The sequence below is a fragment of the Leisingera sp. ANG-S5 genome, from assembly GCF_000813925.1.
In the GTDB taxonomy this organism is placed as follows: domain Bacteria; phylum Pseudomonadota; class Alphaproteobacteria; order Rhodobacterales; family Rhodobacteraceae; genus Leisingera.
In genome coordinates this window covers 138,444-155,932 of the sequence record NZ_JWLH01000011.1, presented here as the reverse complement: position 1 = coordinate 155,932, position 17,489 = coordinate 138,444, and the positions used below count along the sequence as shown (strand labels likewise).

The 17,489-nt window shown below is 61.7% G+C and carries 15 protein-coding genes; 9 read left to right on the top strand and 6 right to left on the bottom strand.

Annotation, left to right across the window (positions count from 1 at the left end):
- Nucleotides 1–153: 153 nt before the first annotated feature.
- Complete coding sequence (locus tag RA25_RS17595; protein WP_019294588.1) at nucleotides 154–957, bottom strand: helix-turn-helix transcriptional regulator; 804 nt, start codon at nucleotides 955–957, stop codon at nucleotides 154–156.
- Between the two features lie 225 nt (nucleotides 958–1,182).
- Between RA25_RS17595 and RA25_RS17590 the strand changes: the two genes are divergently transcribed.
- The 7 genes from RA25_RS17590 (at nucleotide 1,183) to RA25_RS17560 (ending at nucleotide 9,724) form a co-directional block, all read left to right on the top strand.
- Entirely contained in the window at nucleotides 1,183–2,745 is a 1,563-nt protein-coding gene (locus tag RA25_RS17590) for an ABC transporter substrate-binding protein (protein WP_019294589.1), read from the top strand.
- 111 nt (nucleotides 2,746–2,856) lie between these two features.
- A complete protein-coding gene (locus tag RA25_RS17585) occupies nucleotides 2,857–3,795 on the top strand; it encodes an ABC transporter permease (RefSeq protein ID WP_039174136.1) in 939 nt (312 codons plus the stop codon).
- Between the two features lie 14 nt (nucleotides 3,796–3,809).
- On the top strand, nucleotides 3,810–4,667 hold the full coding sequence (locus RA25_RS17580) for an ABC transporter permease (RefSeq protein ID WP_019294591.1): 858 nt from the start codon (nucleotides 3,810–3,812) through the stop codon (nucleotides 4,665–4,667).
- Nucleotides 4,664–5,644: an ABC transporter ATP-binding protein gene (locus RA25_RS17575; protein WP_039174134.1), complete on the top strand. Its 981-nt coding sequence runs from the start codon at nucleotides 4,664–4,666 to the stop codon at nucleotides 5,642–5,644. Before RA25_RS17580 ends, RA25_RS17575 begins: the two co-directional genes overlap by 4 nt.
- The gene (locus RA25_RS17570) at nucleotides 5,641–6,564 is read left to right on the top strand and encodes an oligopeptide/dipeptide ABC transporter ATP-binding protein (RefSeq protein WP_039174132.1); all 924 of its coding nucleotides are present in this window, start codon (nucleotides 5,641–5,643) and stop codon (nucleotides 6,562–6,564) included. The genes RA25_RS17575 and RA25_RS17570 overlap by 4 nt, the downstream gene beginning before the upstream one ends.
- 38 nt (nucleotides 6,565–6,602) lie before the next feature.
- Nucleotides 6,603–8,225: an amidohydrolase gene (locus RA25_RS17565; RefSeq protein ID WP_039174130.1), complete on the top strand. Its 1,623-nt coding sequence runs from the start codon at nucleotides 6,603–6,605 to the stop codon at nucleotides 8,223–8,225.
- A gap of 2 nt (nucleotides 8,226–8,227) precedes the next feature.
- Nucleotides 8,228–9,724 (top strand): M81 family metallopeptidase, encoded by a 1,497-nt coding sequence (locus tag RA25_RS17560; RefSeq protein ID WP_039174129.1) that lies wholly within the window; start codon nucleotides 8,228–8,230, stop codon nucleotides 9,722–9,724.
- 57 nt (nucleotides 9,725–9,781) lie between these two features.
- Here the strand turns inward: RA25_RS17560 and RA25_RS17555 are convergent, their stop codons facing one another.
- The 4 genes from RA25_RS17555 to RA25_RS17540 all read right to left on the bottom strand — a co-directional run bounded on the left by RA25_RS17555 (nucleotide 9,782) and on the right by RA25_RS17540 (nucleotide 13,282).
- Nucleotides 9,782–10,285 (bottom strand): universal stress protein, encoded by a 504-nt coding sequence (locus RA25_RS17555; protein WP_039174127.1) that lies wholly within the window; start codon nucleotides 10,283–10,285, stop codon nucleotides 9,782–9,784.
- 17 nt (nucleotides 10,286–10,302) lie between these two features.
- Complete coding sequence (locus RA25_RS17550) at nucleotides 10,303–11,643, bottom strand: TRAP transporter large permease (protein WP_019294597.1); 1,341 nt, start codon at nucleotides 11,641–11,643, stop codon at nucleotides 10,303–10,305.
- Nucleotides 11,644–11,661: 18 nt separating this feature from the next.
- A complete protein-coding gene (locus tag RA25_RS17545; protein ID WP_019294598.1) occupies nucleotides 11,662–12,198 on the bottom strand; it encodes a TRAP transporter small permease in 537 nt (178 codons plus the stop codon).
- A 70-nt stretch (nucleotides 12,199–12,268) separates the two neighbouring features.
- On the bottom strand, nucleotides 12,269–13,282 hold the full coding sequence (locus RA25_RS17540) for a TRAP transporter substrate-binding protein (RefSeq protein ID WP_019294599.1): 1,014 nt from the start codon (nucleotides 13,280–13,282) through the stop codon (nucleotides 12,269–12,271).
- Nucleotides 13,283–13,450: 168 nt separating this feature from the next.
- On the opposite strand from RA25_RS17540, the gene RA25_RS17535 reads away from it, so the two are divergent.
- Nucleotides 13,451–14,401 carry a LysR family transcriptional regulator gene (locus RA25_RS17535; RefSeq protein WP_039174125.1) on the top strand — a complete coding sequence of 317 codons (951 nt, stop codon included), beginning with the start codon at nucleotides 13,451–13,453 and terminating at the stop codon, nucleotides 14,399–14,401.
- An 11-nt stretch (nucleotides 14,402–14,412) separates the two neighbouring features.
- On the opposite strand, the gene RA25_RS17530 is transcribed toward RA25_RS17535, so the two are convergent.
- Nucleotides 14,413–14,862, bottom strand: coding sequence for an Lrp/AsnC family transcriptional regulator (locus RA25_RS17530; protein WP_019294601.1), 450 nt, complete (start codon nucleotides 14,860–14,862; stop codon nucleotides 14,413–14,415).
- A gap of 376 nt (nucleotides 14,863–15,238) precedes the next feature.
- Between RA25_RS17530 and RA25_RS17525 the strand changes: the two genes are divergently transcribed.
- Complete coding sequence (locus RA25_RS17525; protein ID WP_039174123.1) at nucleotides 15,239–17,488, top strand: methyl-accepting chemotaxis protein; 2,250 nt, start codon at nucleotides 15,239–15,241, stop codon at nucleotides 17,486–17,488.
- Nucleotide 17,489 lies beyond the last annotated feature (1 nt).

Genomic DNA, 17,489 nt, shown 5'->3' with positions numbered 1-17,489 from the left:
CTGATCGAGGAAATGCCTGAGCAGGATGAGGACGCCCTGGAAGAGACAAACCGCTGAGATGACCCGGGCCAAATTCCCTGGCCAAGGAATTTGCCAAAACTTTTTCGGAAAAGTTTTGCCCGGCCCGCAGGGGCGTTTGCGGGGCGGAACTGTTCAGAGCAGCACACTGCCGGACATCTCCGGGTAATCCTCCTTGTCCGGTGTCGCCAGATAGTTCCGCACTGTCGGGTCTATCCGGGTGCTCCGCACCGGATAGACGCCGCAGGCGGCAATCGCCTCGCGTGCCGAGACCCGTTCATCCAGCCGTTTCCAGATTGCCTTGGCCGCATAGGGCCGCGGGAAGGGGCGCCAAGCCAACCCCATTGTCATGCCGCGCAAGTATTTCAGCTGCTGCCGGTGGGCGGAAAACAGGATGGTCTGTGCCACGCTGCCTTCATGGGCGCGCTCATGCTCGGTGATGAACAGCCGGTTTCCACGCTGGGTCACCATGCCTTCGTAGCGCGAGATTTGCCGGATGCTTTGCTCCGGATCGTGAGCGATTTCCAGGTTGCGCGACAGGATAAATCCGTCCTTTTCGTAGAAACGGGTCAGGGAGCAGAAGATCCCCTCACCCCAGGAGGGCGTCCGGAAATAGGCATGGTAAAAGCCCAGATAGCGCTTCAGATTGCGCTGCTGGCCGCGGAACGGCTCCAGGAAACTGTCGCTTGGACCCGGCGGCGACGAGCGCGCTGCATCGCTGAGCTGTGCCTCGAACTCCGCTTGCGGAGCAAACAGCCGCGCCTCCGGGATGTCGAAATAACGGGCAATCCGGCGCAAGTTGTGAGCCGCGGGTAGGCTGGAGCCGTTTAGGTAGCGGTTGAACTGCTGACGGTTGATTCCAACCTCGCGGCAGATCTGGGCAATGCTGCCGTGTTCGGCGCAGAGCGAACGCAGGTTTTCTGAAAAATTTTCGGACACCGCCCATTTCCCTTCGCAAAGTGACGCGGCTGTGATGCAAACCGCGCTGCTTCGCGCATGTTTGCACAATTCCACGTTCCGCGAAACAGGCGTCTTCTGGTGCCAAGCCGTCTGAGCCAGGGGAACCAGAATACCAGCAAAAAGGCCCGCCGGGGGCTGCCCCCCGAGAGGTGCTTGCAGGCGGAGGAGCTCAGGCGGAGCTGATCTGATCCAAGGGAGGACACAATGAAGATCGAATGGACCAAGACGGCGCTGGGACGCCGCGGATTTCTGAAGGGCGCCACGGCGCTGGGGGCGGCGGCGGCGCTGCCGATGGGGCTGGGCGGCCGCGCCATGGCGGCAGAGGATGGCACCCTGCGGGTGCGCTCCTACGGCGACATGCAAAGCATCGACCCGGCGTTTTCCAAAGGCGTGATCGACGAGGAAATCCATGCCTCGATCTACAACAAGCTGATCCAGTACAAGCCGGGCCGCGAATGGGACTGGCAAATGGATGCCGCCGCGATGATCGAGCAGGGCGACGAGACCCACATCAAGTTCGCGCTGCGTGACGACATCGGATTCACCAACGGTTTTGGCGCGATGACCGCCGAGGACGTGAAATTCAGCTTTGAGCGAATCGTGGACGAGGCGACCGACAGCCCCAACAAACCCGACATGGGCCCGTTGAGTCACGTCGAAGTGACCGGCGAGCGGGAAGGCACCATCGTGCTGAAGGAACCCTTTGCGCCGCTGTGGTCCATTGCGCTGCCCTATATCACCGGCAACATCGTGTCGAAGAAGGCCTGGGAGGCCGCGGGCGGCAAGGCAACCACCGATCCGCTGGCGGAATCCGGCCCCTATCTGCGCGACAGCTGGTCGCCCAAGGAAAAGACCGTGCTGAAGCGCAACCCGAACTGGAAGGGCGAAGCCCCGGCATGGGACACCATTGAGATCCTGCCGATCGACGACGAGAACACCGCCGAAATCGCGTTTGAAGCCGGGGAACTGGATTTCACCCGTGTCTCGCTGGGCTCTGTCGAACGTTACCGCGCTGGTGTGCCCAATGGCGGCACGCTGCTGGAGTACCCGTCGCTGTACTATGCATGGCTCGGCATGAACCTGGACCACCCCAAGCTGCAGAACAAGAAACTGCGCCAGGCGATCCAGCACGCGATTGATGTGCCCTCGGTCCTGGAAGCTGCCTATTTCGGTGCCGTCGAGCCCTCGACCGGCATCATCGCGCCGGGCCTGGCGGGCCACCGTCCGCAATCGCTGGTTCCACCGCAGGCCGATTTTGCCAAGGCGGCGGAGCTGCTGGCGGAATCCGGTGAAACCAACGTCACGCTGAAGCTCGACACACTGAACAAGACCACCTTCACCACCGCAGCGCAGGTGATCCAGGCGACGCTGGCGCAGATCGGCATCACGGTTGAGGTCAACGTGCTGGAATCCGGTGCCTTCTGGGCCAGCGCCGACAACGAGGATCTGCAGCTGGTGCTGAACCGCTACTCGATGACCCCGGACCCGTATTATGCGACCTCCTGGTTCACCACCGAACAGGTCGGCCACTGGAACTGGGAGCAGTTCAGCAACGACGAGTTCGACAAGATCCATGCCGAGGCCTCGCAGCTGACCGACCAGGCGAAACGAGACGAGATGTACCGGCGGGCACAGGATCTGATGGAGGAAAGCGGCGCCTACCGCTTCCTGACCCATGAGGCGACGCCGGTGATCCACTCGGCTGGCGTGGTGCCGGCGCTGCGGCCCGACGGGCTGGCACTGCTGCGCTACTTCGGCAAGGCCTGACACTCCCCGCAGGCCCGGTCCTCCCCCCGGGCCTGACCTGGCACGGCTGCAATATGCGGCGCAGCCGTGCCGTTTTCATCCGCACAGCGAAGACAAGGGAGCCATGCGGCCATGTTACTTTATGCAATCCGGCGGTTCGGGCTGGCACTGCTGATCCTGATCGTGGCGGTCACCGTCATGTTCCTGATGATCCGCGCCGTGCCCGGCGATCCGGTCCAGATCATGCTGGGCCCGCGCGCCACGCCAGAGCTGCAGGCGCGGCTGACGGCGGAACTGGCGTTGGACCAGCCTATCTGGAAACAGCTGCTGATCTTCTACGGCAACCTGATGCAGGGCGACCTGGGGATCGACGTGTTCTCGGGCCGCTCGGTGACGGCCATTGTCTTTGAACAGCTGCCGCACACCCTGTGGCTGATCCTGGGGTCAATCGCCTGGTCCGCCACTCTGGGCATCGCGCTTGGCGCCTATGCTGCCGCGCACCCCAATACGCTGATCGACAGGACGACCGCGGCCATTTCGGTGAGCTTCGTTGCCGCGCCCGCCTTTGTGGTCGCGCTGCTATCGCTGCTGATCTTTGCGGTGAACCTGCAATGGTTCCCGGCCATCGGCGCAGGCGAGGGTTTCTGGGGCCGCCTTGACCACCTGGTGCTGCCCGCCTTTGCCATCGGCCTCAGCTGGGTCGGCTATATCGCCCGGCTGGTGCGCGCCTCGATGCTGGAGGTAATGGGCGAGAGCCACATCCGCACCGCCCGCGCCTTTGGCATTCATGAACGCCGGGTGGTGATGGTCTATGCGCTGCGCATCGCCATCCTGCCGGTGGTCACGGTGATCGGCGTCGGCATGGGTTTCCTTTTGTCCTCTGCCGTCTTTGCCGAAATCGTCTTTGCCCGCCCCGGCCTTGGCAAGCTGGTGATCGACAGCATCACCACCCGCAACTACCCGATCGTGATGGGATCGGTGCTGATCTCCACCGGCTTGTTTGTGGTCTCCACCGCGCTGGCCGACCTGATCAACGCCTGGCTCGATCCCCGCGCCCGCACGGCAGCATAAGGAGGGCGTGAGATATGGCAAAATCCCGTTCTGAACTGGGCCAGATCATCCACGGCGTCGCCCGCGACCCGCTGGGGCTGATGGGGCTGATCATCGTCGGCACCATCGTGTTCTGCGCCATCTTTGCCTATTGGATCGTGCCCTTCGATCCGGTTGGCATGAACATCAAGGACCGGCTTCAGGGACCGTCATGGACCCATCTTCTGGGCACCGACCAGCTGGGCCGCGACACGTTTTCCCGCGTGATTGCGGGCGGCCAGGTGGCGCTGCAGGTTGCCCTGCCGGCTGTCTTCGGCGCTATGGCCATCGGCCTGACGCTGGGCATGATCGCTGGCTACGGGCCGAAATGGCTCGACAACCTCTTGATGCTGTTCTTTGACACCATCCGCTCCTTTCCCACCGTGATGTTTGCCCTGGCGGTGGTCGCGTTGGTGGGGCCAAGCCTGCAAACTGTGGTGTTTGTGGTGATGGCAACCTCAATCCCGACCTATGGCCGGGTGGCGCGGACCCAGACGCTGACCTTGCGCAATTCCGAGTTCATCCTGGCCGAACGCTCCATGGGTGCCAGCATGAAGCGTATTCTGGGCGTGCACATGCTGCCCAATATCGTCGGCGTTCTGGCGGTGCTGGCGGCGATGGACATTCCCACCGTGATCGCGCTGGAGGCGGGGCTGTCCTTCCTCGGCCTCGGGGTGAAACCGCCGACACCCAGCTGGGGCGCACTGCTGAAGGACGGCTATTCGCTGATCCGCCAAACCCCTTGGCTGGTGGTGGGCGGCGGGCTGCCGATCATCCTGGCAACCCTTGGCTTCACCTTCCTGGGCGAGTCCCTGCGCGACGTGGTTGACCCCAAATTGAGGAAACAGCGATGACTGAAAGCTTGTTGGAAATCGACCGCCTCAGCGTCGACTATGAGACCGCCCGCGGTGATCTGAAGGCCCTGCGCGATATCTCCTTTGATGTGCGCAAGGGCGAGATTGTCGGCATCGTCGGGGAATCGGGCTGCGGCAAGTCCACCCTGATCTCCTCGATTCTGCGATTGACCGCGCCGAACACCCGTTTCCGCCAGGGCGAGGTGCGGTTCAAAGGCGAAGACCTCCTGCAATTGCACGAACGCAAGATGCGCGATTTGCGCGGTGCCGATATCTCCATCGTGTTCCAGGACCCGATGCAAACCCACAACCCGGTCTTATCGATCGGTCAGCAAATGCTGGATATCCAGCACCGCTCCAAAGCCTCCAAGGCTGAAAAACGCGCCCGCGCAGCGCAGATGCTCGGCGCGGTGGGCATCCCTGACCCTGAGGCGCGGCTGGCGCAGTTTCCGCACGAATTCTCCGGCGGTATGCGCCAGCGCATCGCCATCGCCATGGCGCTGATGTCGGAACCGGACCTCTTGATCGCGGATGAGCCCACCACGGCGCTGGATGCCACGCTGGAGGTGCAGATTATCGAGCGGCTGCAGGAACTGCAGCAACAGTTCAACTGCGCCATCCTGTTCATCTCGCACCATCTGGGCGTCATTGCCGAACTCTGCGACCGGGTGGTTGTGATGTATGCGGGCGCCGTGGTCGAAAGCGGCGAGGTGCGCGAGATCTTCCACGACCCCAAGCACCCCTACACCCGCCGCCTGATCGACTGCGACCCCGGCCACATCAAGGAACGCGCCCGCGTGCTGCCGACGATCCCCGGAGAGGTGCCGGACCTCGCCAACCTGCCCGGCGGCTGCATCTTCCGCGACCGCTGCGACCAGGCGATGCCGCGCTGCACAGCAGAAGTCCCGCCGCTCGAACAGCTGAAAGACGGCCACCACGCCGCCTGCTGGCTGAATCACAAGGAGGCCGCAGAATGAGCCTGCTGGATGTCAAAAACCTGAAAACCAGCTATGGCCCGGTCAATGTGCTCGCCGGTGTCAGCTTCACCGTGGAGCCGGGCGAGACCTATGCGCTGGTGGGCGAGAGCGGGTCCGGCAAGACCACGGTAATCCGCGCGATTGCTGGTCTGGCCCCGGCGCAGGAAGGCTCGGTCAAATTCGAAGGGCGGGAGATCCGCGGCGCCTCGGAACGGGATATGCGCCCCCTGCGCAAGGACATCGCAATGATGTTCCAGGACCCGGTCGGCTCGCTGTCGCCGCGCCTGACGATCCGCAGCCTGATCACCGAACCCTACCGCATCCAGGGCATGAAAGACCGCGATCTGGACGCCGAGGCCAGGCGCCTGTTGGAGATGGTGAACCTGCCTGCGCATTTTGCCGACCGCTATCCCTATCAGCTGTCCGGCGGGCAGGCGCGGCGGGTGGGCGTGGCCCGCGCGCTGGCGCTGGAGCCGAAGCTGATCCTGGCGGATGAACCCACCGCGGGCCTCGATGTGTCGGTGCAGGGAGAGCTTCTGAACCTGATGAACGACCTGCGCGAACGGCTGGGGCTGGCGATGGTGATCATCACCCACAATCTGAACGTCGTGCGCCATGTGGCCGACCGGATGGGCATCATGTACCTTGGCCGGCTGGTCGAGGAAGGCACCACCGAGGCCATCTTCAAGGAGCCGCGCCATCCCTATACCCGCTGCCTCTTGTCCGCGAACCCGGAACCCGACCCCGACGCCCGGCTGGAGCGCATCGCGCTGAAAGGCGAGCCGCCCAGCCTGCTGCGCCGCCCCAAAGGCTGCGAATTCCGCGAACGCTGCCCGTTTGCCCAGGAGATCTGCATTCAAACCCCGCAATGGGAGGTCGCAAACGGCCACGGCCTGCGCTGCCTTGCCCCCTTGAGCTGACGGCCCTCTGCCCGAAACCCCTCAACACCTGAAAGACCATGACCAGCACATTGTATTTCAACGGCGTTGTCCTGACGATGGACGCGGCCAATTCCTGCGCCCAGGCGGTGCTGACAGAAGGCGAGAAAATCCGGGCAGCAGGCGCCGAAGCAGACCTGCGCGCGCAGATGCCTGCGGACACCGTCGAGGTGGATTTGCAGGGCCAGACCCTGATTCCCGCCTTCATCGACCCGCATGGTCATTTCCCCGACCCGGGGTTCATCCGATTGTTCCGTGTGAACCTGGCTTCTGCCCCCAGCGGCGACTGTCCGGACATCCCCACTGCGCTGGACCGGCTGCGGGCCAAGGCGGCCGAAACCCCTGCCGGGGAATGGGTGATGGGGGTGCTGTTCGACAATACCGCCATTGCCGAGGGCCGGATGCCGACCCGCGCCGAGCTGGACAGTGTCTCAACTGAGCACCCCGTCTGGGTGATCCACGCCTCCGGCCACAACGGCGCGGCAAACTCACTGGCACTGGAACGCCACGGTGTGAACCGCGACACGCCCGATCCCCTTGGCGGCCGCTTCGGCCGCGACCCGGAGACCCTCGCGCTGACCGGGCTGATCGAAGGTCTCTCGGCTATGGGGGAAATGGGCGATACCGATTTCCTGATCAACCGCGAACGGTTTTGGGCCGGGTTCAATAGCTGCCGCGACGAGTACTTGGCGTATGGCGTCACCTACGCCCAGAACGCCTGGGCCACACGGCAGATGCTGGAGCATTTCGCCTCGCTGCCTGCTGATCAGGATCCCGGCTACGACCTGATGCTGCTGCCGATCGGAGAACTAGAGCCGGAGCTGAGCCGCGGCCCCGATGCGCTGGACTGGCCCGGAAATCCGCATTTCACACTTGGCCCGCGCAAGCTGTTCACCGATGGGGCGTTCCAGTTGCAGACCGCATTGCTCAGCGCGCCTTATCACAAGCCGGTGGACCCGGCGCACCCCTGCGGGATGTCTTACGCGGATGCCGCCGAGCACCGCCGCGAGGTGCAAAAACTGCACGATCTGGGCTTCCAGATCCACTGCCACTGCAACGGCGACGCAGGCGCGCAGATGTTCATTGATGCAGTGGCCGCCGCGCTGGAGGCCAACCCGCGCGCGGATCACCGCCACACCATCATCCACGGGCAAGCCTTGCGCGATGACCAGCTGCAGCAGATGGCAAAACTTGGCATCACCGTCAGCTTCTTCCCGGCGCATGTGCATTTCTGGGGCGACCGCCATTACGACACCTTCCTGGGGCCGGAGCGGGCAGAGCGGATTTCCCCCTGCGCCTCCGCTGAACGGTTTGGCGTGCGCTACACCATCCACAACGACGCCTCCGTAACGCCGACGCGACCCATCCACCTGGCCCATTGCGCGGTGAACCGGCTGACCGCCAGCGGGCGGCGGCTTGGTGAGGCACAGCGGATCAGCGCCCTGTCGGCCCTGCGCGCCCAGACCATCGACGCCGCTTGGCAAGTCTTCCAGGAAAACACCCGTGGCTCCATCGAACCGGGCAAACTGGCGGATTTCGCGGTGCTGAACCGCAATCCGCTGGACGACCCGGACCAGATCGAGACCACCACAGTCACCCGCACCATCCGCCGCGGGCAGACCGTTTGGGTGCAGGAGCAGTGATAATGCAGGCCAAGCCGCGGATCGCCATTGCAGGCTTTCAGCATGAAACCAATTGCTTCGGCACCACCAAGGCCGGGCTGGCAGAATTCGAGATGGCGGATTCCTGGCCAGCCATGCTGCAAGGTGAGCAAGTGATCCGCGAAACCCGCGGCATGAACCTGCCCATCGCAGGCTTTGCCGAGGCCGCAGCGGGGGCTGGGATGGACCTCGTCCCCATCCTGTGGTGCGCAGCGGAGCCGTCAGCGCATGTCACCGATGAGGCCTTTGAAACCGTCTGTGCCAAAATTCTGGACGGCCTGCGCGCCGCAGGCCCGCTTGATGGCATTTTCCTGGAACTGCACGGCGCCATGGTGACCGAAAGCCACCCCGACGGCGAAGGGGAGCTGCTAGACCGGGTGCGCGCGTGGGCCGGGCCGGATCTGCCCATCGTGGTCAGCCTCGACCTGCACGCCAATATCTCTGCGGCGTCGGTGGAACGGGCCGATTACATCGCCATCTACCGCACCTATCCACATCTCGACATGGCGGAAACCGGCACCCGCTGTGTACCGGTGCTGCAGCACCTTCTGGCGGGCGACAGGCTGCACAAGGCTTTCCGGCAGATGGACTGCCTGATCCCGCTGCATGCGCAATACACCACCGCCACACCTGCGCGGGAGCTTTATGCCGCGCTGCCGCCTCTGGAGCAGGCGGGCGTGCTGGCGGACATCGCGCTGGGGTTCACCGCAGCGGATTTCCCGGATACGCGGCCCTCTTGCGTGGCCTATGCCCGGACTTCTGGCCCCGCGGCACAAGCCGCGGACCATATCGCCAGGCTGTTTACCGAGCTGGAACCGCACTTCAGCCACCCGATGCTGACGCCACAGCAAGCGGCGGAGATTGCCTGCCAGCCGCGCGCAGGCATGCCGATTGTGCTGGCGGATGTGCAGGACAATCCGGGCGCAGGCGGCACCTCTGACACCACCGGACTGCTGGCGGCACTGGCGCAGGCAGATGCGCAGGGCGTTCTGATGGGACTGTTCCATGACCCCGCAACCGCCGCCGCGGCGCATGAAGCCGGGCAGGGCGGCATCTTCCGCACAGCACTTGGCGGACGCTCAGGCGCAGAAGGCGACCAGCCGTTTGAAGCAAAGTTCGAGGTTCTGGCACTTGGCGATGGCCGCTGCCGCTATAGCGGTGAGATGTATGGCGGCGGAGTAGCGGAGCTGGGTCCCGCAGCGGCGCTGCGGCTGCATGGGACAAGCGCAGACATCACCCTGGTTGTTACCAGCATCCGCAACCAATGCCTCGACTTGGCGCATTTCACCCATATCGGGCTGGCCCCGGCGGCCTTCAGCACGGTCTGCGTGAAAAGCACTGCCCATTTCCGCGCTGACTTTGAGCCCATTGCCAGCGCCGTTTTTCCGGTAGCGGCCCCGGGCGTGTTTCCCTGTGATCTGGGCGGGTTCCCGTACAAGAACCTGCACCCGGACGTCAGAACCATCCCTGCAAAGGGCTGACACCTGTTGCAGGGATGGTCTTTGCAGGCGGCCAGGGGAAACCGCCTGCGGGGAGGATCAGTCGTCGTCCTCGCCGTTCTGGTAGGGCACCACCAGCGTCGGGATCTGCGAGCGGCGCAGCACCCGTTTGGCCACAGTGCCCAGAAACGTATGGGAGAACCCGTGGTCATGGGCCCCCAGCACGATCAGGTCGCACCCTAACTCGACCGAACGGCGCAGGATCACCTCTGCCGGGTGGCCGTCGGTCACCTCGACAGAGGTGACCTGATCGCGGATCTTGGCCTCGTCGCCTTCAAAAGATGCCCAGAACCGCGCCTGCCGCTCGGCCAGCATCTGCTTGACCATCTCATGCCGCCGTTTGGCCGCGGATTTGCGGGTTTCATCGTTCAGCACGAACATCTCAAACGTGATGCGCGCATCCTCGGAAATTGGTTCATTCACATGCAGCACGTGGATCTCCGCTCCTGTCGCATGCGCCAGGCTGGCGGCATGGCGCAGCGCCAAGGTGGAGTTGTGCGACAGGTCGGTGGCAAACAGGATGTTTGTGATCATCGGTTTCATGCCAGTCTCCTTTCAGATCAGTAGCCGAACAGCCGCGGCAGCCAAAGCGAGATTTCCGGGAAGAAGGCGATGATGAAGATCGCAATCGTGTTCACAGCCGCAAAGGGCAGGGCCCGCAGCGAAATCGTCTCAATCGAGATGTTCGAGATGCCAGAGGCAATGAACAGGTTCTCCCCCAAAGGCGGCGTCTGGAAGCCGATGCCCAAGGTGCAGACCATCACCACGCCAAAGTGGATCGGGTCGATGCCCACAGAATAGGCGACCGGCAGCATCACCGGCACCAGGATCAGGATCGTCGCCAGGGTCTCCATGAACATGCCGACAAACAGCAGGAAGAAGATGATCAGCGCCCAGATCACATAGAGGTTCTGGGTAAAGCTCAGCATGCTGTCTGCAATCATCGCCGGGATCTGATTTTCCACCAGCAGGCGGCCGAACACGGTCGCCGTGAACAGGATCAGCAGCACCCGCCCTGTCAGCCAGGTCGTGGCCTCCAGCGACTGGAACAGCGACGACCAGGTCAATTCGCGGTAAATGAAGACACCAATCACAAGGGTATAGAAGATCGCCACGATGGCCGCTTCGGTCGGGGTGAAGAAGCCAGTGTAGATACCGCCCAGGATTACCAGCGGCGCCATCAGCGACCAGAACCCGCGGTACATCTCACAGCCGACATTGCGGATCGACCAGCCGTCGGCAGAACCCTTGTAGCCGCGCTTCTTTGACATGAAGAAGTTCAGGATCAAAAGGCTGGTGGCGATCAGGAAGGCTGGCACGAACCCTGCGATGAACAGCTTGGAGATCGAGACCGACTGGAAGGTGCCGAATTTCTCCACCGCCTCCGGCGGCGGCGCCATGCCCAGGGCTGCGATACCAAAGATCACCATCGGGATCGACGGCGGGATGATGATGCCCAGACCGCCGGAGGACGCCGTGACCGCAGAAGCATAACCCTTCTCATAGCCGCGGTTGATCATTGCCGGTATCATCAGCATGCCCACAGCTGCCGTGGTGGCGGGGCCGGAGCCGGAGATTGCGCCGAAGAACAGGCACGCCATCACGGTGGCCGCTGAAATGCCGCCGGTGAATGGCCCGGCCAGGCTTTCGGCCACGTTAATGAGCCGTTTGGATATCCCCGCAGCCTCCATCAACGCGCCTGCCAGAATGAATGCAGGCAGCGCCATCAGTGGGAAGGAGCCGACAGATGTAAAGGCGATCTGCACGAATTTGATCGGGTTTTCATCCAGATAGAGGAACGACAGCAGCGACGATACCCCCAGCGCGACGGTGATAGGCGCACCCAAAAGCAGCAGCAGCAGAAAGGATCCAAACAGGATCGTGACGATTTCGGTTTCCATAGTCCTGTCCCTTCCCGGTTACGTGCGCTTGTCCACGCCAGCGGCGGCCTTGATTTCATCAAGGTCGATCTGGTCTGGATCATGGATATCTTCGCCGCGGATCAGCTTGCGGTAATTCACCTGCAAAATGCGGATCGTCATCAGCGCAAAGGCAATGGGCAGCACCATGTAGATGTATTTCATCTCAATGCCCAAGGTCTGCGACTTCCAGAACTTGTTCATCTTGTTGAAGACGAAATCGGTGGCCAGCCACAGGAAATAGCAGTTGAAGAACAGCCAGAAGAGGTCGGCAAAGGCCTCAATGTACTTGATCCAGCCCGCAGGCAGGAACTTGAACTGGAAGGTGACCCGGTTATGCGCGCCTTTCAGCGCGGCATAGCTGGCACCAAAGTAGACGAACCAGACGAACATGTAGACCGACAGCTCTTCGATCCATGAAAACGAATGGCCGAACACCTCGCGCGAAACGATCTGCACAAACAGCAGAATGACAAAGCCGGACAGCAATATTCGGCAGATATAGCTTTCTATATTTTCCAGGAATTTCCAGAACATGATGCACTCCTCCCCTGTGCGAAGCAGCGCCGCGGCGCTGCTTCGTTATTTTTATAGGTCTGTCAGAGTCTTATTGAACCGGATCACGGCCAATGGTGGTCAGCACGGTGTTCAGCTTCTCGACACCGCCGATGGAGTCATAGAACTGCGGCCAGACTGCCTCGGTCGCCAGCTTGATAAACTCGGCTTCGTCGTTTGCCGGATCATCGATCTGCATGCCTTTGGCCAGCAGTTCTTCTTTGATCTGGGCCTCGATGTCGCGCAGGAACTGAGCCGACTTCACGGTCGCTTCCTTGCCCGCCTCGATCAGGATCTGCTGGTCTTCTTCGGACAGGTCCTGGAACACTGCCTCAGACACGATCAGCGGCTCGATCGAGAAGATGTAGCGCAGGTTGGTCACATATTCCTGCACTTCGTAGAACTTCATCGCGTTGATGGTGGTGTAGGGGTTGTCCTGGCCGTCAACAACCTTGGTCTGCAGGCCGGTGAAAGTCTCGGACCAGGCCATCGGAGTCGGGTTGATGCCCCAGGACTTGTAGGTCTCGATCATGATTTCGTTCTTGGGAACGCGGATGACCAGATCCTGCAGGTCAGCCACGGTGGTGACCGGCTTCTTGGAGTTGGTCAGACGGCGGAAGCCGGTGTAGGTCCAGGCCAGGATACGCACGCCGGCGTCCCGGATGGTGTTTTCGGTCAGCTCCTGGCCGATCGGGCCCTGGGTCAGCTTCTCCGCATCTTCCAGCGACAGGATCACATAAGGCAGGGTGAACACGCCGACGGTCGGCGAGAACGGCGTGACGTTGTTGATTGCCAGCAGCGACATGTCCAAGGTGCCGATTGCGGCCTCGTTCACGGTGTCCTGCTCAGAGCCCAACTGGCCGTTCAGGAACATGGTGCCGGTGTGCTTGCCGCCGGATTTTTCTTCCAGCGCCTCGATAAAGAACTTGCCGGTGCCTTCTTGCGAGCTGCCAGCGCCGTCACCCACGGCGATCTTGAAGTTCTTGGCGGAAACAGCGCCGGTGGTCAGCATTGCGGCAGCAGAAACGGCCGCAGTCAGCGTGCAGACCTTCTTGAGAAATGACATAACTTCCTCCCGTATTGTCATCTTGGGTCCCAAGGTCCGGGGCGGCGCGCCCTCCACAGCACATCTGCCAGCCGGTTCCAGCCTTGGTCTGCGGGAGGCTACATTGCGTTCTATGTTTCTAGAATGTAAACTATTGAGCTCAAGGTTTCACATTTATCGAACTTTAAAATGGCCCGCAAAACCCATCTCAAACATGTCGCAGACGCCGATCTGAAATTACTTCGCGTGTTCAAGGCAGTGGCCGAAAGCGGTGGTCTGGCTGCCGCCGAAAGCGAACTGAACATCGGCAAATCGACGATTTCCAAATACATTGCTGACCTTGAACTGCGGCTGGACCTGAAGCTTTGCAACCGGGGGCCCGCAGGTTTCTCCCTGACAGACGATGGCGCCAAGGTGCTGCGCTCCGCCGAAGGGCTGCTGATCTCTGTGGCGGATTTCCGCGCCGAGGTGAATGAAATCAAGCAGCAATTGGCCGGAACCATCCGGATTGCGCTGTTCGATCAATGCGCCTCAAATCCGGAAGCCTTCGTCCCGGGCGGCATCCGGGCCTTCAACAAAGCCGCCCCCGCGGTGGAAATCGATTTATCGTTGGAGCCGCCCAACGTGATCGAAACCAAGGTGATCAGCGGCCAGCTCGACATTGGCATTCTTGCGTTGCACCGGCCGTCCCCCAGCCTTGATTACATGCCGCTTTATGGTGAAAACATGTTCCTTTACTGCGGCAAGGGGCACCCGTTCATGGACCGCGACCTATCCGCTCTGAGCCTGTCGGATGTGCAGGCAATGAACTATGCGGGAATCCGGGTGAACTCCCCTAACTTGCATGTTGGTCAGACGTTGGGTTTCCGCCGCGCCGCGAAAGTGCAGAATGAACAGGCACTGGCGATCCTCATCATGTCCGGCAGCTATCTGGGGTTCCTCCCGGACCATATGGCCGAGGGTTATATCCGAAAAGGACTGATGAAAGCAGTGCTGCCCGAGGAGATCCGCTACCGCAGCCAATTTGCGGCTGTCACCCGCAGACGCCCTGCGGTGAACCGCATCACCAAGCTGTTTCTGGACACGCTGACCGCCGCGCACACCCTCCCGGCGGCCGATGCGCTACTTGCCCGGACCTGAGCCGAAACTGTTCAAATGATGTCCAGCGACACCTTGACCCGATCCATCACCACAGAAGATGTGAACCGGCTGACGTTGGATTCATCAAAGAAGTACTCCTGGGTGAAGGCTTCGTATTCCTTGATGTCTTTCACAATCACCATCAGAATAAAGTCCGCCTCTCCAGTGGTGTAGTAACACTGCTGCACCTGCGGCGCCTTGCGCATCTTGCGCTTAAAGGCGTCCAGATGCATCCGGCTTTCACGCTCCAGCACAACCTGCACGATCACCGTCATCTCCCGGCCCATCTTGGACGGCGACAGGATCGCGATTTCCCTTTCGATCACCCCGGTGTCACGCAGCTTCTTCAGCCGTTTCTGCACCGCGGGCGCTGACAGGCCGACCTCCTGGCTGATCGCTTCAGCGGTCAGCTGGGCATTGGCCTGTATCAGCCTCAGAATTTCACGGTCTTTTTTGTCCATGAGTGATTTTTGGTTTGGTTTAACATGAATGACAACTTGAAAACCCGCCACGGGCCTTTCCGACGACCGGCTAAAGCGAACGTCTTGCGGATGCAAAACTACGGAATGTGAATATGTTCAGACCTGACAGTTTGCGTCATTCCCGCAGCGCATTTCCTGACTCAACGCACTAGTAGGGCCTTAAAAATAAGTGCTTCAGGCATCTTTCCGGCCGGATTGGCACACGATTCAAATTTGCGGCATCAAATACGCAAAGATTCCGGAAAACTTCATTTGCGGCCTATTTGCGGTACACACTTTATCAGGACTTTCCAGACTATGACTCCTTCAGGCCCCGGTGCGACCGGGCGCCGCAGACTGCAGGAGACCCTGGCCAATGCCCCGACTAACGAAACTGCCGCTGAAACTGAAACTGCCGCTGATCATGGTTGCGCTGACGGGTGTGTTTCTCGTCACCGTGTCCGTTCTGGTCTATTCCATGGCAGAGCGCAGCATCCGAGAAAACGCCTTTGCCGCCCAGAAGATCGAGGCCAAATCCGGCGCCCAGGCGCTTGGCTTCCTGATCAAGGCCGCGCGTTCCGACCTCTCCAGCCTGGCAGGGCAGCCTGCGGTGTTCCGCGCCATCAGCAATTTCGAGCGGGTGATCGGCATGGTCGAGGAAGACGACCCGGTTGCGTATCTCAAGCAGACCTACGCCGCCGGAAACCCCAACGCTGAGGACCGGCGGGAGGAGCTGACAGATGCGGGCGACGGTTCCTACTACAACCAGTCGCATGTCACCTATCACCCCACCTTCCTGCAAAGCCTGCGCCTCAACGGCTATCAGGACCTGTATCTGATCACCCCCGCCGGGCAGGTAGTCTATTCGGTGAAAAAGCAGGACGATTTCATGACCGGTGTTCAGGAAACGCCTGACAGCGGCCTGTCGCAGGTGTTCCAGGCAGCGCTGGAGGCAGAAGCAGGCACAATCGCGGTGGCAGATTTTTCCGCTTACAGCCACAGTCCGGACGCCGCAGCCTTCATGGCCGCACCAGTGTTTGCCAAGAACGGTAAAATCGCCGGGGTGATTGCCATCCAGCTCGGCACCGATGGCGTCGTCAAGGCGCTGACCAGCAACCTGTCCGGCGGCACCCATCAGAACATCTATGTGGTTAGCAGCGATGGCGTGGCGCGCAGCCCGTCCTCGGTTGGGGGCCTGTTCCCGGCACTGCTGAAACTGCCGGAAACACCGCAGATCAAGGCCGCAAAATCGCATGAGGCAGGCCAATTTGAAGGAGTTCCTTCCTCGCTTGGTGAACGCGCCATTGCCCAGGTGGTGCCGCTGGGCCTGCCCGGATTCGACTGGTCGCTGGTGCTGGAAACCGACGAACATACCGCCTTTGCCGTTGTCGAGCGTATCCGCCTGATTGCGGCTGCCATGATCGGCGCGGCGCTATTGGCCGCGATCGGTGTTTCCTGGCTGGCGGCGCGCAGCGTCACCCGTCCGATCCACGCTCTGCGCGAAGCCACCAATGCGCTGGCCGATGCAGATTACAATTCTGAAATCCAGGGCCTCGCCCGCGGTGATGAGCTTGGCGATCTGGCCCGCAGCCTCGACACCTTCCGCGGCAAGCTGAAGGACGCCGATGAGGCCGCAGCCCGCGAAGTAGAGGCTGCCCGCCATACCGCCGCCGTAGTCGAAAGCATGAGCGCGGCCCTGTCAGAACTGCAGCGCGGCAACCTGGCCTGCGACATCCAGGCGCCATTCGACGGGCACTACGAAACCCTGCGGGAAAACTTCAACCGCAGCCTGGAACGCCTGCGCGGCTCTATGGGCGAGGTTGTCGATGCTGCAGAAAACGTCGGCCGTTTCTCAGAGGAACAGCGCGGCGCAGCAACTGAGATGGCGCATCGCACCGAGAGCCAGGCAGCGACACTGGAAGAAACCGCAGGCGCCATCCGCGAGCTGACCGGTGGCATCCGCAATACCGCCGACCGGGCAGGCCGGATGGACGAGACTATGCGCGGCGCCCGCAGCGAGGCAGAGCAAAGCACCGATGTAGTAACCTCGGCGGTGGCGGCAATGGATCAGATTCAGGAAGCCTCGGCGGAGATTTCCAAAATCATCAACATGATCGACGACATTGCCTTCCAGACCAACCTTCTGGCGCTGAACGCGGGCGTCGAAGCCGCCCGAGCGGGTCCCGCCGGGGCAGGCTTTGCCGTGGTCGCCTCTGAAGTGCGCGCACTGGCGCAACGCGCCTCCAATGCCGCAGGGCAGATCAAGGGGCTGACCTCCGCCAGTGAAGAACACGTTGCCAATGGCGTTGCCATGGTGGGCCGCGCAGGCGATGCGCTGACCAGCATCATCGAGCAGGTCTCAGCCGTTTCCGGGCTGGTGACTGAAATCGCTGACGGCGTCCGCATCCAGTCCGAAGGGTTGGAGAAAATCGACGGCGCCATGCATCAGCTGGACAATATGACCCAGCAGAACGCAGCCATGTCCGAAGAAGCCGCGGCAGCCAGCCAGCTCTTGCAGAATGAATCACAAAGCCTGACGGACGTTGTTGGCCGCTTTGACCTGGGCGGCAGCGGTTCAGCCCCGGCCCAAGAGTTCGCCAGAGAACCGCACCGAATGAGCGCTTGAA

Coding starts and splice junctions, on each gene's coding strand:
- RA25_RS17560 (WP_039174129.1), top strand. CDS start 8,228: ATGCAGGCCAAGCCGCGGATCGCCATTGCAGGCTTTCAGCATGAAACC.
- RA25_RS17525 (WP_039174123.1), top strand. CDS start 15,239: ATGCCCCGACTAACGAAACTGCCGCTGAAACTGAAACTGCCGCTGATC.
- RA25_RS17530 (WP_019294601.1), bottom strand. CDS start 14,862: ATGGACAAAAAAGACCGTGAAATTCTGAGGCTGATACAGGCCAATGCC.
- RA25_RS17540 (WP_019294599.1), bottom strand. CDS start 13,282: ATGTCATTTCTCAAGAAGGTCTGCACGCTGACTGCGGCCGTTTCTGCT.
- RA25_RS17545 (WP_019294598.1), bottom strand. CDS start 12,198: ATGTTCTGGAAATTCCTGGAAAATATAGAAAGCTATATCTGCCGAATA.
- RA25_RS17565 (WP_039174130.1), top strand. CDS start 6,603: ATGACCAGCACATTGTATTTCAACGGCGTTGTCCTGACGATGGACGCG.
- RA25_RS17590 (WP_019294589.1), top strand. CDS start 1,183: ATGAAGATCGAATGGACCAAGACGGCGCTGGGACGCCGCGGATTTCTG.
- RA25_RS17550 (WP_019294597.1), bottom strand. CDS start 11,643: ATGGAAACCGAAATCGTCACGATCCTGTTTGGATCCTTTCTGCTGCTG.
- RA25_RS17580 (WP_019294591.1), top strand. CDS start 3,810: ATGGCAAAATCCCGTTCTGAACTGGGCCAGATCATCCACGGCGTCGCC.
- RA25_RS17535 (WP_039174125.1), top strand. CDS start 13,451: ATGGCCCGCAAAACCCATCTCAAACATGTCGCAGACGCCGATCTGAAA.
- RA25_RS17570 (WP_039174132.1), top strand. CDS start 5,641: ATGAGCCTGCTGGATGTCAAAAACCTGAAAACCAGCTATGGCCCGGTC.
- RA25_RS17585 (WP_039174136.1), top strand. CDS start 2,857: ATGTTACTTTATGCAATCCGGCGGTTCGGGCTGGCACTGCTGATCCTG.
- RA25_RS17575 (WP_039174134.1), top strand. CDS start 4,664: ATGACTGAAAGCTTGTTGGAAATCGACCGCCTCAGCGTCGACTATGAG.
- RA25_RS17555 (WP_039174127.1), bottom strand. CDS start 10,285: ATGAAACCGATGATCACAAACATCCTGTTTGCCACCGACCTGTCGCAC.